The organism is Streptococcus cristatus ATCC 51100 (genome assembly GCF_011612585.1).
Taxonomy (GTDB): Bacteria; Bacillota; Bacilli; order Lactobacillales; family Streptococcaceae; genus Streptococcus; species Streptococcus cristatus_H.
In genome coordinates, this window is the sequence record NZ_CP050133.1 from 1,196,416 (window position 1) to 1,209,772 (window position 13,357).

The 13,357-nt window shown below is 40.6% G+C and carries 14 protein-coding genes; 1 reads left to right on the plus strand and 13 read right to left on the minus strand.

All coding sequences use genetic code 11. The features are described 5' to 3' along the window. Positions 1-157 precede the first annotated feature (157 nt). From HBA50_RS05980 to miaA, 7 genes are read right to left on the minus strand one after another with little or no spacing between them, the layout of a single operon-like run. A complete protein-coding gene (locus HBA50_RS05980) occupies positions 158-1,210 on the minus strand; it encodes an acyltransferase family protein (protein WP_045499655.1) in 1,053 nt (350 codons plus the stop codon). Positions 1,211-1,250: 40 nt separating this feature from the next. Further along, positions 1,251-1,961 (minus strand): class I SAM-dependent methyltransferase, encoded by a 711-nt coding sequence (locus tag HBA50_RS05985; protein WP_045499652.1) that lies wholly within the window; start codon positions 1,959-1,961, stop codon positions 1,251-1,253. 6 nt (positions 1,962-1,967) lie between these two features. Next, a complete protein-coding gene (locus HBA50_RS05990) occupies positions 1,968-2,723 on the minus strand; it encodes an SDR family NAD(P)-dependent oxidoreductase (RefSeq protein ID WP_045499649.1) in 756 nt (251 codons plus the stop codon). Continuing rightward, a complete protein-coding gene (gene rnz / locus HBA50_RS05995; RefSeq protein WP_045499646.1) occupies positions 2,720-3,649 on the minus strand; it encodes a ribonuclease Z in 930 nt (309 codons plus the stop codon). Before rnz ends, HBA50_RS05990 begins: the two co-directional genes overlap by 4 nt. A 10-nt stretch (positions 3,650-3,659) precedes the next feature. Then, entirely contained in the window at positions 3,660-4,283 is a 624-nt protein-coding gene (locus HBA50_RS06000) for a cystathionine beta-lyase (protein WP_045499643.1), read from the minus strand. After that, complete coding sequence (gene hflX, locus HBA50_RS06005; protein ID WP_005590508.1) at positions 4,276-5,514, minus strand: GTPase HflX; 1,239 nt, start codon at positions 5,512-5,514, stop codon at positions 4,276-4,278. The genes HBA50_RS06000 and hflX overlap by 8 nt, the downstream gene beginning before the upstream one ends. 31 nt (positions 5,515-5,545) lie before the next feature. Next, positions 5,546-6,430: a tRNA (adenosine(37)-N6)-dimethylallyltransferase MiaA gene (miaA, locus tag HBA50_RS06010; protein ID WP_045499640.1), complete on the minus strand. Its 885-nt coding sequence runs from the start codon at positions 6,428-6,430 to the stop codon at positions 5,546-5,548. Positions 6,431-6,512: 82 nt separating this feature from the next. Here miaA and HBA50_RS06015 point away from each other — a divergent pair, with 82 nt between their 5' ends. After that, positions 6,513-6,683, plus strand: coding sequence for a DUF3042 family protein (locus HBA50_RS06015; protein WP_005590510.1), 171 nt, complete (start codon positions 6,513-6,515; stop codon positions 6,681-6,683). A 244-nt stretch (positions 6,684-6,927) separates the two neighbouring features. Here the strand turns inward: HBA50_RS06015 and HBA50_RS06020 are convergent, their stop codons facing one another. From HBA50_RS06020 to HBA50_RS06050, 6 genes are all read right to left on the minus strand, one after another. Then, positions 6,928-7,326 (minus strand): hypothetical protein, encoded by a 399-nt coding sequence (locus HBA50_RS06020; RefSeq protein ID WP_045499637.1) that lies wholly within the window; start codon positions 7,324-7,326, stop codon positions 6,928-6,930. A gap of 350 nt (positions 7,327-7,676) precedes the next feature. Then, entirely contained in the window at positions 7,677-8,837 is a 1,161-nt protein-coding gene (locus HBA50_RS06025) for an ABC transporter permease subunit (RefSeq protein ID WP_045499634.1), read from the minus strand. Then, entirely contained in the window at positions 8,834-9,697 is an 864-nt protein-coding gene (locus HBA50_RS06030; RefSeq protein WP_045499631.1) for an ABC transporter ATP-binding protein, read from the minus strand. Before HBA50_RS06030 ends, HBA50_RS06025 begins: the two co-directional genes overlap by 4 nt. A gap of 1,097 nt (positions 9,698-10,794) precedes the next feature. Next, complete coding sequence (locus tag HBA50_RS06040; protein WP_045499625.1) at positions 10,795-12,132, minus strand: sensor histidine kinase; 1,338 nt, start codon at positions 12,130-12,132, stop codon at positions 10,795-10,797. Positions 12,133-12,164: 32 nt separating this feature from the next. Then, the gene (locus HBA50_RS06045) at positions 12,165-12,896 is read right to left on the minus strand and encodes a response regulator transcription factor (protein WP_045499622.1); all 732 of its coding nucleotides are present in this window, start codon (positions 12,894-12,896) and stop codon (positions 12,165-12,167) included. Between the two features lies 1 nt (position 12,897). Further along, a complete protein-coding gene (locus HBA50_RS06050; RefSeq protein WP_045499619.1) occupies positions 12,898-13,239 on the minus strand; it encodes a LytTR family DNA-binding domain-containing protein in 342 nt (113 codons plus the stop codon). Between the last annotated feature and the right edge of the window lie 118 nt (positions 13,240-13,357).

Below are 13,357 nucleotides of genomic sequence, written 5' to 3' on the forward strand. Positions count from 1 at the left end.
AACAGAAGAAAAAGTCACGGAATATTTCTTCTGTTCCATCACTTTATGTTTTACTTCCTCACTCGATTAAAATTTGAGTAAGGGCAACTTTTGTGGATTTTCGCTTACCAGCTAGGGCTTCTCCGATCGGCAGATCCGACTCACTAGCTTTCTTTCGTCATCCCATTCCCTTTGTAAGCCTTTGCTTTAAGAACAAGCGCTTTCGAGCTAATAAAATGACTTCTGCGCTTAGATGAGTCAAGAGTAAGGTTAGCAAAAAGACAATTCTTCCCTGCTGCCATTTGGCAAAATCGGTCTTCTGGAGCAGATAAAAAGAGGATTCTATAAAAATCGGATGCAAAAAGAAATATAAAACGCTCAATTCTTTGAGGTGATACAGATGCCAGTTTTGACCAATTCTTGTACGCAAAATCCAATTCACCAGAAATAAAGCAAAGAGAGGCAAAGCCAAAAAGAAGTTCTTATCAATCCCCTGATGGATGAAGACAATCCACCCATCTAGCAGCAAAAGAAGACTGGTCAAGAATAACTTTTTCCCATAATTGTCCCTGAAAAGACTGAAATGCCGATAATCATAAAGAAGATAGCCCAAGTAAATAAAAATGGGAGTATAGAAAATGCCGTTTCGAGTGGTGAAGAAAACTTTAGAATAGGCATCAAATGATTGGGTAAGCCAGCTATTTGAGAAATAAGCGTAGTATGTCTCGATCGAGCCCATTACATAAAGCAAGAGTAAAAATATCCCCGTCTTTCTAGCACCCCATTTTCTATAAAAATAGTGAACAAGTAAAAGTCCCAAGAGAAAGGCAGGAATATACCAAAGCTGATAGCATAAACCGATATACAAAAGCCCAGCCAATAAGGCTAATGGAGCATAATGTTTAGGAAGTGCCAAGGTCCAAAAATACGCCAAAGCATAAGGGACATAAATCCCGCTCCACAAAAGATACTGCTTCAAAATACGCTTAATATAGAGCTTCATTTCCTGCTTTTTAGCCAAGCTGGATTTAAGCATAAAAGCTGATGAAATCAGGAAAAAGGGCACTGCCATACGACCAAACATACTTTTCTGAGTAAAATGCAGGACTTCATTCTCGAAAAGCCGCTGGCAATGCACCAAGATTACCAAAATTGAAGCCATGTACTGAAACAAACTGAGCATGGCGTAGTTGACCGGCTGCTCAGGCTCTCTGACATTTCTTTCTGCCATAAATAGTTCTCCCTAGGAAGATTGTGCTTAATAAATGGATTTAGTGCTTGCTCAGCCAAACATGCTGAAAGGCAGCGATGTCTCGATAAGGCGATTGGTTGCAGACAGCCAGCTCCATCTCAAGCATCTTTTCAGCCCAGTCAGGAGCCGTTTTATAGTCATTGGATTGCAGCCCGTAAAAAATCCGTACTCCCTGATAACCCTCAACTTCTAATGGCAAATCTGAAATCACTTCCTGAACCTGATAGACCTTAGCAGCACCCATGCTGTGGGTTTCATATTCCTGCCCCGCCAAAAGCTGCTGAGCCTTCTCTGGGTCATTTTCAAAAACCACTGTATGCATAATTCGCCCAACCTCGTGATGCTTGACCAGAGAAATTTTGCCGTCCTTTTTTAAGAGGCGGGAAAATTCTGTCAAATAGAGAGCAGGCTCAGACACATACTCTAAAACATTATGACAGATGATGACATCAAAAGACTGGTCTGGCAATTCTTGCAGAAGGTCCAAGCTGCCATGCAATTGCTCATAATAAAAGTTCTGCTTGCGCTCGGCAATCATTTCTGAACTCGGCTCGATGGCGGTCACTTGGTTCTTTTCCGCTAGAAAATCAGCCACAATTCCAAAACCACTGCCGAAATCAAGAATTTTCTGGCCCTTCAGCGACTCTAGAAAGGCAAAAATAATATCATACTGAAGTTTGCCCCAAGGCGCCTGCAGATGAGCCTTGTAGGCTTGTAGATTAGCTGTCATAAAACCTCACTTATAGTTAAACATACTGGCTGCCATCTTGTCTGCAATTCTTGGAAAAAGGGTATAAAGCTTGTGCGCTAGATTGAGAATTCCAGGTAGATTCATTTCCCGCTTCTTTTTGCCAAAAGATTTGACAATTTTGCCTGCTACAAAGTCTGGCTCAAGCATATATTTGTCCACTGCTTTTACATAGGATCCGTTAGGATCCGCTTGATCGAAAAAGGAAGTTTTGATAGGACCTGGGTTCACCGTCGTGACATAGACTCCAAAAGGCAGGAGTTCCAAACGCAAGGCATTAGAAAAGCCAATAGCCGCAAACTTGGTCGCTGAGTAAAGACTGGACTTGCTACTTGCAATGAGGCCGGCCATACTGACGATATTGACGATATGACCTTGACCTGCCTGTTTCATGCGAGCTCCAAAGATACGGGACAGGTTCATCAGGGCAAAGGTATTGACCTCAAACATGGCCTCGATATCGCTGGAGCTGATTTTGTCAAATCCTTCAAAAATCCCGTAGCCAGCGTTATTGACTAGGACATCGACATGACCGTACTGGCTGTCAATCTGCTCAGCAAAGCTCTCCAAAGCTGAGCTGTCTGTAATATCCAGCTCCACTAGGTCAAGATTCTCCCTTTCTCCATATAGTTTTTCCAGCTTAGCCTTGCTCCGACCAACCAAAATCAGTCGGTCGTCGGGCAAGAGCTTAACCATTTCCTGAGCCAGCCCACCGCTAGCTCCTGTGATGATGATGGTTCTCATATCTCCACCTCTTCCAAGTCCTTGACCACATGGACCTTTTCAAAGACAGCACTGGCATCGCGACGCATTTGGCTGATGTCCTTGGCTAGAAAGCGAGCACTGATATGATTGAGAAGGAGGCGCTTAGCACCAGCTTCCTTGGCTACTTCTGCGGCTTGCATATTGGTAGAATGACCGTGGTTACGGGCCAATTTTTCGTCTCCCTTGCCATAGGTTGCTTCATGAACCAGCACATCTGCTGCCACAGCCAAGCGAACACTTGAATCGGTCTTTCTGGTGTCACCCAAAATGGTAATGGTCTTACCCGGGCGAGGAGCTGAGATATAATCGGCTGCGATGATTTTGGTACCATCTTCTAGGACGATGTCCTGACCATTCTTGACTTTTCCAAAGAGAGGACCAAAAGGAACGCCCGCCTCGCGCAGCTTGTCCGCATCCAGCGTTCCTTCCAAATCTTTCTGCATCACCCGATAACCCACGCAGAAAATCGTGTGGTCTAGCTTATCCGCATAAACAGTAAACTTGTCCGTTTCTAAAATCTTCCCCAGACTGTTTTCATCAAACTCATGAAAATCAATCCGATAAGGCAGGCGGGAACCAGACACGCGCAGGCTTGTCATCACAAAGCTTTTGATACCGACTGGCCCATAAATTTCCAAATCCGTCTGCTCTTCATTGGCCTGAAAAGCTCGACTAGAGAGGAAACCCGGCAAGCCAAAAATATGGTCACCATGCAGATGCGTGATGAAAATCTTTGAAATCTTACGAGGTTTGATGCTAGTTTCCAAGATTCGATTCTGGGTACCTTCACCGCAATCAAACATCCAGACTTCATTGATTTCCTCCAAAAGCTTGAGGACAAGACTGGACACATTGCGAGCCTTGGACGGCTGACCGGCTCCGGTTCCTAAAAATTGTAATTGCATATTTTTCTTTCTAAATGATATAAATCATGGCAGAGCGATTCTGCGAGTGATAGTATTTTTTGCCAGCATAGGACTGGGCTAACTGATTGACTTCATCTTTATTGTAGCCCAGAACTCTCTGACTGCCATCCGCCAGCTGCTGCCAATCAGTCAAAGCAGTCAGCACCTGACTATCCACGACTTGAGTCTCAGGTCTGAGAGGCATCATTCTTATCTGACCTTCTTCTTCAAAAACCAAGTACTGGGGAAAGACTTGAGCAATTTCAAAGAGCAGGTCAGCTGTTACTGGCTCTGGGTTTTCAGGGAAGACCAAGCCGATTTCCTCGCTCTCATAGCAAAATCCATAGGACTTGCCAGAAAGATTGAGGCGGACAAAAGGCTTGCTTTCTACAAAGCTAGGCTCAGGATTCCACAAGTCCAGCGCTTGCGTAATTTCTAGAAAATAGGCTGTTGCGGCTTCCGGACTTTTCTTTTGATAAAGCTCAGCAAAGTAAGCATTGATAACGCTGGGCGGCGGTGTGATAAAACTTCTCTTCTGCTCTTCCGTCAGGCCAGCCAATACTTGCTCTAAGTAGACCCTGTCTAGGCTCGTAAAACCGCCGTATTTCAGGGCCAATTCAATATAATCAGTCATAAAATTCTTCCAGTCTCCATTTATTTTTTTCGGCAATCCAGCCCGAAATCGTTTCGACATCATCTATGTATTCTCGATTCCCCATAATTGCGACTTTCTCTAAATCATGAATCTTGTAGGCTTTAGCCGGCGCTACTTTGATGGTAAAAGGCACAAAGAGCTCTTTCATCCGCTCCAGCAGGACTTGCTGCAAAAGAGCTCTGCTATTGTCCGCCTTAGCCGAAATCAAAGAATAAGGAGTCACGGTCGGGGTGAAATTCTCCGCCTTATCCGCTTTGTTATAGAGAGTCAGACGGGGAATATCCAGCATGTCCAGCTCTTTCATGATGTCGAGGACAGTCTTTTCGTGCTCCTCATGATGAGGGTCGCTGGCGTCAATGACATGAACCAGCAAATCGACATTTTTGCTCTCTTCCAGCGTGGATTTAAAGCTGGATACCAGCTCCGTCGGTAAATCCTGAATGAAGCCAACTGTGTCTGTCAGAGTGACATTGAGCTGGCCACTGAGGTTGATGTTCTTAGTCGTGGCATCCAGCGTCGCAAAGAGTTCGTCCGCCTCATACTGGCTCTTACTGGTCAAGCAGTTCATGATCGTAGACTTGCCAGCATTGGTATAACCGATGAGACCGATTTTGAAAATGCTGGACTCTAGCCGCTTTTCACGAACGGTAGCCCGATTTTTCTCCACAGCCTTTAGCTGGCGTTCAATATCATGAATCTGATTGCGGACACTGCGTCGATTGAGCTCCAGCTGACTTTCACCAGGACCGCGAGAGCCAATGCCACCTGCCTGACGACTGAGCATAATGCCCTGTCCAACCAAGCGAGGGAGTAGGTACTTGAGCTGGGCTAGATGCACTTGCAGCTTGCCCTCATGACTCCTAGCCCTCATGGCAAAAATATCCAAAATCAGCTGCATACGGTCAATGACCTTGACCCCCAAGCTTTCTTCTATATTAACATTTTGCCGAGGTGTCAGACGGTTATTGACAATGACGGTCGAAATCTCTTCGGCATCAACCATCTGTCGGATCTCTTCTAACTTACCAGAACCGACAAAGGTCTTGCTATCATACTTTTCTCGCTTCTGGCTATAGGAGCCGACTACCTCAGCTCCAGCAGTCTTAGCTAGACTTTGCAGCTCCTCCATGGATAGGTCAAAATTTTCCGTGTCTGGCAATTCCACACCGACCAAAAAGACACGCTCTACTTTTTTCTCTGTTTCTATCATCTCATATCCTTACTAAAACTTGGTCAGCCAGCTATTTGTCCAAAAAATTCTTGATGTCTTTCATGACCTGTTTTTTATAATCTGGATATTCCACCTGATAAAAGGTCACAGACATCCGATTGCGAAACCAAGTCAGTTGCCGTTTGGCGAAACGGCGGGTGTTCTGCTTGAGCTTGTCCACCGCTTCCTCAAGGCTTATCTGACCTTCAAAGTAGGGGAAAAGTTCCTTGTAGCCGATGCCCTTGCTAGCTTGACTGGTTGGAGCCTGCTCATACAGCCAGCGAGCTTCTTCTAAAAGTCCGTCTTCCACCATCATATCCACTCGTAGATTGATTCGCTCATAAAGTTTTTCTCGTTCATCATCTAGGCAAATCAGCAGGGCCTCATAGTCTGGCTGGCTATTTTCTAGCGAACCGCCCAGATGGGCAATCTCCAGCGCTCTCATAGCCCTGCGTCGATTCAGCTGGGGAATCTCGATACCCAGCTCTGCTATTTTCCCAAACAAAGCCTCATCTGACCAAGTATCCAGCTGCGCCCGATAGGCTAGAATCTCCTCATGAGAGGCAGAGCCGCCCAGATGATATCCCTCGAGCAAGCTCTGGATATAGAGCCCTGTGCCACCGCAAATGATGGGAAGCTGTCCTTGAGCCTCAATCTCACGAATAGCCTGAGCCGCCTCAGTCACAAAATCATAGGCCGAATAACTCTCGCCGACCTCCCGCACATCCAGCAGATGGTGGGGAATGCCCTCCCGCTCCTCAGGACGAATCTTAGCCGTTCCAATATCCAAGCCACGATAAACCTGCTGGCTATCACCGCTGATAATTTGGCCATTGAAGCGCTTGGCTACCTCGATACTCAGAGCCGTTTTTCCGACCGCCGTCGGCCCCACTATCACAATTATTTTGGTTTTCATCTTTTTTCCTTGAAAAAATTTTGATTTTTCGTTACTATTAATTATAACATAAATAATAAAAGTTCAGAAAAGGAGAAATCACATGGCTAAAGGATTTGGAAAAGGCGTTCTTACAGGTGTAGCAGGTACTGTCGCTGCTCTTGCTGGTGCAGTCTATGCCTTTAAGAAAAAAGTCATCGAACCCGAGGAACAAAAAGCGGCTTTCATCGAAGAAAACCGTAAAAAAGCAGCTCGCAAACGTGTAGCACACTAAGCTTGCACATTTTACAAAAGAGCGTGGGAAAGAAAGCGGTAATTGGTTAGAATTCGATTTCGTCGTCCCACCTCCGCACAGTTGAGTAGGGCTGTAAAAGCTGATAAAATCAGCCTAGTAGAGCCCACTCAACCACTGCGTCTTGCTCGACATTCCAAAGACAATTGAGAGGCTAGGACTTTTGTCCCAGCCTCTTTTCTTTTGCACAAAACAACAATCAGGATAACTGCTACAGCTAAAACAATTAATCTTTTACATTTCTCTCTTTCTTAGATGGCTGAATGCCATGAGAGCTAAAGATATAATTGCTTAAGAGCGAAAATACTAACAAGCCAAGCACAAAAAATAAATCATAAGTGGGCTCAGAAGACAGGGACACGAAGGGAATTGCGAGACACAAAATTATGACATAAAAGACTTTCAACTGCTTGATATAAAGCCAGAAGAATTCAATGCTCCGACTGCCATTAATCTGCGACTTAGACTTACTTTTCGCGTACCAGATGATAAAGGCTTCCGCATAACAGAATAAACTTAGCAAAAAGACCATTCTCCCAAAGCGAATCCGCAGCAGAATTCCCACTGCTAACAATAGGATGAAACCTAAGCCCGTAGCAACTACTGCTCGCCTAGTATTAGTCATAAAATCAACTCCTTTAAAGGATAAATTCAAAGAATGTCTTTAACAGTTTTTTTATTTTTATTCTCAAGTAATCAAAAAATCAATCCTTATTTCTATGATGAGAACTAAAAAATATAAGCAAAACAATTAAAAACGAGACAATTAGACCTACCGTAGTTTGGTTTAAAAACGGATAATTAAAAAATAAATAATTACAGAGTGTTAATAATAGACCTCCTGCCGTTAACACAAAAGATATAAGCAGAGAAATTTTATAAAACAATTTTTTTCCATATTAGTGACCTCTTTTTTCCTTGTATAATTATCATAAGAAAAGCGGAACTGCTTTTCTAAAATAGACAACAGTTAGTTTAAAGTCCTCTTTTTCGGATGATCCGATAAGTCATCAGACAGCAGAGGAGCATGAGAGAGAGCCGGATCATGATCACGCTGACACCATTTGCGGTAAAATCATTGAAGAAAAATCCTTTGCTATTGGAAAGTTTCAATAAGATTCCTTCCGTTCCATCGGTTGAAATTGAAAAAATAGTTAGTATCTTATTCATCAGACCATCTCTGAAGATATTCATCAAAAAGTCTGGAGCCAAGAACATCCCTACAGAACTTGCAAATGTTGCTAGCGGCGACTTTGTCAAACTAGATATGAGAACCATCACCCCAAGAATAAAGAGTAAACCAACAAACTGGAATAGAATAAGGCGAATCAACAATTCTAAGAGATTCATATGGACAGGGAATTGCAAAATATTATAAATGGTCGAAATCCATTCCAAATTCATCTGGACACTGGTATCCCAACCACTCCAACCAAAGTAGGTTCCAAACACCAGCAAAACAAGGCTATTAACAAGGACAAATGTTAAAGTAGCAATTCCAAAAACAGATACGATTTTTGCAATCGTTAACTGATTGCGACCATATTTAGTTGTCAAAAGTAATGAATCCATCTTTCTTGCTCGATCACCTGAGAAAACAGAGCAGCAAATATAGATCACAAATACCACCATTAAACTAAAAGCTGCATTTAAGGTATTAAATAACTTATGCCAAGGTGCAAAATTTCCCAGCTTTAAAGTTTTTAAAGGGAAATAGGACTGCAGCTCTTCTTGCGACTTGAGGCTAATCCGGTCATAATGTAAGACATCGTCAGATTTATAGGTATCTGTTAAAATTTCTTGAGAATTGGGGACGAGACGATCAATAGTATACCAGGAAAACATATCATACAAATCATTCTGTTTGAAATAGGGCATATTCGCTGCATAGTTATTAACGATTTTATCCATTAACTCATCAGATAAATAACCAGTATGCTCTTCAGCAATCTTTTGTTTGATCACAACTGCTTGTCTTCCATGTATTCGATCAGCTGAAGATCCGCTAATCTGTCCATCATTAAAAAAATTTGCATAAAACAATCCAGCTAAAACCAGCATAATAGCCAGGACTGCACCTAAAACTGATTTCTTTTTTAATAATTTTTTCAATTCAAAAGGAACTAATGCTATCATCCATTTGCCTCCTCTCTAAAGTAATAAATATACAAATCTTCCAGACTTGGAATCACCCCTTGCGCCCCTTCGACAGGACTCTCATCGCTAATAACCCGCAAGACGATACCGTCTGGTTCTATCCGCTCATTCACAATTACATAATCCTTTGCAAAACGCTGCCACTCACGCTCAGAAACACGAAATTCCCAAACTTGCCCCTCGATAAGTGAAAGAAGTTCCTTAGCACTACCTCTCTCCACAAAGTTTCCATCTTTTAGGATTAGGATTTCCTTGGCAATCGCTTCTACGTCCGATACGATATGGGTAGATAAGAGGATGATTTTATCAGCTGATAGCTCACTGATAATATTTCTGAATTTCACCCTTTCCTTGGGATCCAGTCCCACGGTTGGCTCATCTAAAATCAATACTTTGGGATGATTGAGAAGTGCCTGCGCAATGCCCAGTCTTTGCTTCATACCACCCGAATAGGAAGCAATCTTCTTTTTCCGAACATCGTATAAACCAGTAAGTTTCAAAAACTTATCGCTCTCTACTCTGGCTTGTTTCTTCGTCATTCCCTTAAGAGCGGCCATATATAAAAGGAAATCGAGCCCCGTAAAGTTATGATAATAAGAAAAATCTTGAGGCAAGAATCCGAGATACTGGATATAATCTTCTGTATGTGATGCCCCATCACACTTTATCCTTCCTTGGCTCGGCTTTATGAGATCACAAATGATATTCATCAGGGTCGTCTTACCCGTACCATTTGCCCCAAGCAAACCATAAACTCCCTCAGTAAATTCACAGGAAATATCTTTGAGCACAGACTTAGAGCCATAGCTCTTGCTAATGCCTATCATTTCTAATTTCATAGATGCCCTCCATTCCAAAAAGTGCCATTAGAGATAGCAAATCACTATTTTCCCAAAATCACAAACATTATTATACTGTTATTATAACATAAATTTTTGATTAAAAGTTTTTTTAACAGACTTCAACCATTTGCAAAGTCAATCTTAACCTGCTTAGATTATAGCGCACTTTCTCCAAATAACAAGCCGAAAATCATAAACAGTCTGCATTTCATCCTAAATGGTCATTTGAAGAAAAAAACACAGCACTTGCTGGGAGCAAATGCTGGTTTTACTGAAAAAATAAAGTCAAAACTATAAAATTACAAAGAGCATAAGAAAGAATTGACCAGCAGGATATTCCGTATCGTCTTCTTGAAAAAATGCTATAAGAAATATTCTTAGAAAACATCATGAAAAAGTAAGACAGAGAGAGTATAGCGATATTCCGTTCAATTTAGCAAATCTAATTTGTTTTATGTTTTCTACTAGCTACCTTGGCATATTTTATTCCCCAAATAAGTAGAATAAGTAAGATAAATAATAAAATAGTGGATATCAGAGCAATTAATTTTTGAAAGTCATCACTAATCGTTATTAGTCTGTAAGAACTAAATATAAACAGAGCCAAAGTCAAAATAGTAAAGATAATCTGGTTTGATAAGATGTCGGAACTTCTTTCTTTTTTTATTTGGTTCATAAAATAAAGATTCAACACAAGATTGCTCACAAGTATCAAATAAAAACAAATCTGGACTAGAAGCGATGCTTTAAAAACCTGGTTACTTAAAATTATAATGAATAGAGCCAGACTAGGAAGCTGGGCAGTTAAAAATCGCATTAGATATGTATTGCTATATAATTTCTTCATTTCTTGTCACTCCTAACAATTAAATAACAAAAAACCAGACAACAGTTTGAGTTTAAGTTATATTTGTCTATAAACAAGGCATTTCTCTTAGTGTCTTCGTATTCTTAAACCCTATATTAATTATAGCACTTTTAAACAGGTATGGCATAAAAAATCTTAAATTGTCTTTTTTTACTCATAAACAGTTCTTGTTACTCTCATTGAGTTAAATCAAGTAGCAAATCTAATCATTCGCAATCTAATAGATTCATTTTATCTCCAACTCTTGTCTAAAAGAGTGATCATGACTAGTGGTACGCAGAGAAACATTGGGATAGTGGCTGATAATATTTTGAACATTGGAGAGACCAAGCCCTCTATTTTCTCCTTTAGTGCTAAAACCCTTTTTAAAAATATTATCGGAATGGATAGAAAACTCTTTTATTGTATTCTCAACAATAAAAATCTGTCTACCTTCCTGCTCTAAAAAGGCAAAAGAAACTACTGGATGACTAGTCTCCACTGCTGCTTCTATAGCATTATCAGCCAGTATGGAAACAATCGTGATAAAATCAAGCAACTCCATTCCTTGAGGTTTGATTTCTTGAGGAACTTCCAAGCCAATTTCTATTCCCTTGCTCTGAGCTTCTAGAAATTTTGCTGACAATACGCTCTTGAGAGCATCATTGTGAATATTGGACAGACGGCCTAAATCATATTTAGATTGGTTGAGTGCTTGACCCGAGTCTTTAAGGACTTGGTTATAAATCTGCTCAATGGCTGGTAAATCATGCGTATCAATTCCTAACTTCAGACTCCTTAAAATATTGATGTAATCATGCCGGAAACTTCGCAACTCATTATAAAGTTCTTCAATATGCTGACTGTAATCGGACATATTTCTTAACTGTAACTCTCTTTGTTCACTTAACTGCTGTTGAATTCGCTCTCGCAAATTACGGTCTAGGATATTAAGTGAGATAAGGAAAATAATGATGTAAATAACTACGACCAACTCTCTATATAATAAAGCATCTATTCTATACATCACTTCCAAATAAGAAAAAATTTGAACTAGTAAATAATAAATTAACATGGAAATATTCAAAAAGATTATTATTTTTCTATCTTCTCTGGGATTCTGCTGTTTATTCAATATTTCAAAATTATATTGGAGCACATTAGGAATTACAAATGAGAGAATACTTGCAGTCAGTGCTGAGATAGTTAATAGAGTTTTATTATGGCTAATTTGCTGAATATTCGAAAAACCTAAACCAGGTAGGATAAAAAAAGTTATAGAGCGATGCAGTAGATTCCAAAGGACAATTGGGAAAAGACCATAAAAAATCGATAAATATTTTGATACATTTTTACTTATTACTAAGCTAAAAATCAAAAAGAAAAGAGGCATAAATAAATAAGACACTAAAGAAAGAATAGAGCTATAAAAGAAAAATACTATTATAAAGCCAGAAACATAATAAACTATAATCGCCAGAATATATTGATATCGGCTCAAATGATTACCACTAATACGTGAATACATAACAAATAATATTAAAATTTGAATAAGATCTAAAACTATTTCTAATCCTATAACCATAATTCCTCTCCCACTTCTATCATATTACTTCTCTACTGCCTTAAAGCTGTCCGTAATCCTTTCATCTTGAGGCGTGATACATAGCAACTAGCGCCATTAGGAAAATAGGCTATGTTTTCTATCTTATCCAGCTGAGAGATATTCGCTGGATTGACCACATAAGAGCGATGACACCGATAGAGACGCTTGTCCTGCTTTGTAATCTCAGAAAGTTGTCCGTAAAATTCGATGCGCTCTTTCTTGGTATAGAGAACTAGTCTATGAGGCACTTCTGATGTCTCAAAATAATAGATTTCATTAAAAGGCACCTGAAAATCCGACTTAGAATTTTCAAAGAGAAAAGTTTCCTCAGCTTGAAAGCTGTCCTTTCTCTCGTAAAGATAGGCCAAGTCCTGCTCAATCTGCTTGATAAAATCTTCCTCAGGCAAACCTTTATCAATAAAGTCAAAAGCTGATACCTGATAGCGAAAAGTCAAGGGCATAAATTCTGAGTGAGTCGTCACAAATACAATCAGAGCATAGGGGTCCAACTTGCGAATCTTTCCTGCCACCTCTAGTCCCTTCTGCGTCTCTTGCTTAATCTCAATATCCAAAAAGAAAATCTGATGGCTCCCCCGTTCCCTTACTGCATCAATCAGCATGTCCGGCTTGCCATAGATTTCTAAAAAATGGCATTCCCAGCCATTCTTTTCCAGAATCCCCTGAATGGTTGACTCCATATAGGCTTGTTGCTTAAGATCATCTTCTAATACAAAAATTTTCATCTTATTTTCTTCCTTCCTGAGACCAGCGCTTGATGAGACTGGATAAATGACGCCTTGAGCAGACAATATCTCCTAAGTCAGACCGCTCAAAGAACAAGCTTTTACGCTCCCTGTTAAATCCTTGAACCTTGGCTAAATTGACCAGTGTTTGACGATTACAGTGAACCAACTCATCAGGATAGAGCTTAGCCAGCTCAGTCAGAGAAGCCCTAAAGCTGTAGTTGCCTTGTCTAGTGAAGATAAGAACAGTGTGCGTCTTTTGAGGATGGGACTGGACATAGTAAATTGTTGAAAGATCCAGCTTTCGAAGAGTACTGCCGTCTTTGATTATGATAGTAGCCATTTGTCTACCTCCTTTGCTCTAGCATAGCACAGGTCGCATCGCAAACGACTCCCAAATCCTAAATGGTAGCTGAGAAGTCTTAAATGGTCTCAGAAGCACTAAGTAAAAACTTACTTGT

Bases quoted from the DNA above. Each gene is read 5' to 3' on its own strand.
- HBA50_RS05980 (WP_045499655.1), bottom strand. From the start codon at position 1,210: ATGGCAGAAAGAAATGTCAGAGAGCCTGAGCAGCCGGTCAACTACGCC.
- HBA50_RS05985 (WP_045499652.1), bottom strand. From the start codon at position 1,961: ATGACAGCTAATCTACAAGCCTACAAGGCTCATCTGCAGGCGCCTTGG.
- HBA50_RS05990 (WP_045499649.1), bottom strand. From the start codon at position 2,723: ATGAGAACCATCATCATCACAGGAGCTAGCGGTGGGCTGGCTCAGGAA.
- rnz (WP_045499646.1), bottom strand. From the start codon at position 3,649: ATGCAATTACAATTTTTAGGAACCGGAGCCGGTCAGCCGTCCAAGGCT.
- HBA50_RS06000 (WP_045499643.1), bottom strand. From the start codon at position 4,283: ATGACTGATTATATTGAATTGGCCCTGAAATACGGCGGTTTTACGAGC.
- hflX (WP_005590508.1), bottom strand. From the start codon at position 5,514: ATGATAGAAACAGAGAAAAAAGTAGAGCGTGTCTTTTTGGTCGGTGTG.
- miaA (WP_045499640.1), bottom strand. From the start codon at position 6,430: ATGAAAACCAAAATAATTGTGATAGTGGGGCCGACGGCGGTCGGAAAA.
- HBA50_RS06015 (WP_005590510.1), top strand. From the start codon at position 6,513: ATGGCTAAAGGATTTGGAAAAGGCGTTCTTACAGGTGTAGCAGGTACT.
- HBA50_RS06020 (WP_045499637.1), bottom strand. From the start codon at position 7,326: ATGACTAATACTAGGCGAGCAGTAGTTGCTACGGGCTTAGGTTTCATC.
- HBA50_RS06025 (WP_045499634.1), bottom strand. From the start codon at position 8,837: ATGATAGCATTAGTTCCTTTTGAATTGAAAAAATTATTAAAAAAGAAA.
- HBA50_RS06030 (WP_045499631.1), bottom strand. From the start codon at position 9,697: ATGAAATTAGAAATGATAGGCATTAGCAAGAGCTATGGCTCTAAGTCT.
- HBA50_RS06040 (WP_045499625.1), bottom strand. From the start codon at position 12,132: ATGGTTATAGGATTAGAAATAGTTTTAGATCTTATTCAAATTTTAATA.
- HBA50_RS06045 (WP_045499622.1), bottom strand. From the start codon at position 12,896: ATGAAAATTTTTGTATTAGAAGATGATCTTAAGCAACAAGCCTATATG.
- HBA50_RS06050 (WP_045499619.1), bottom strand. From the start codon at position 13,239: ATGGCTACTATCATAATCAAAGACGGCAGTACTCTTCGAAAGCTGGAT.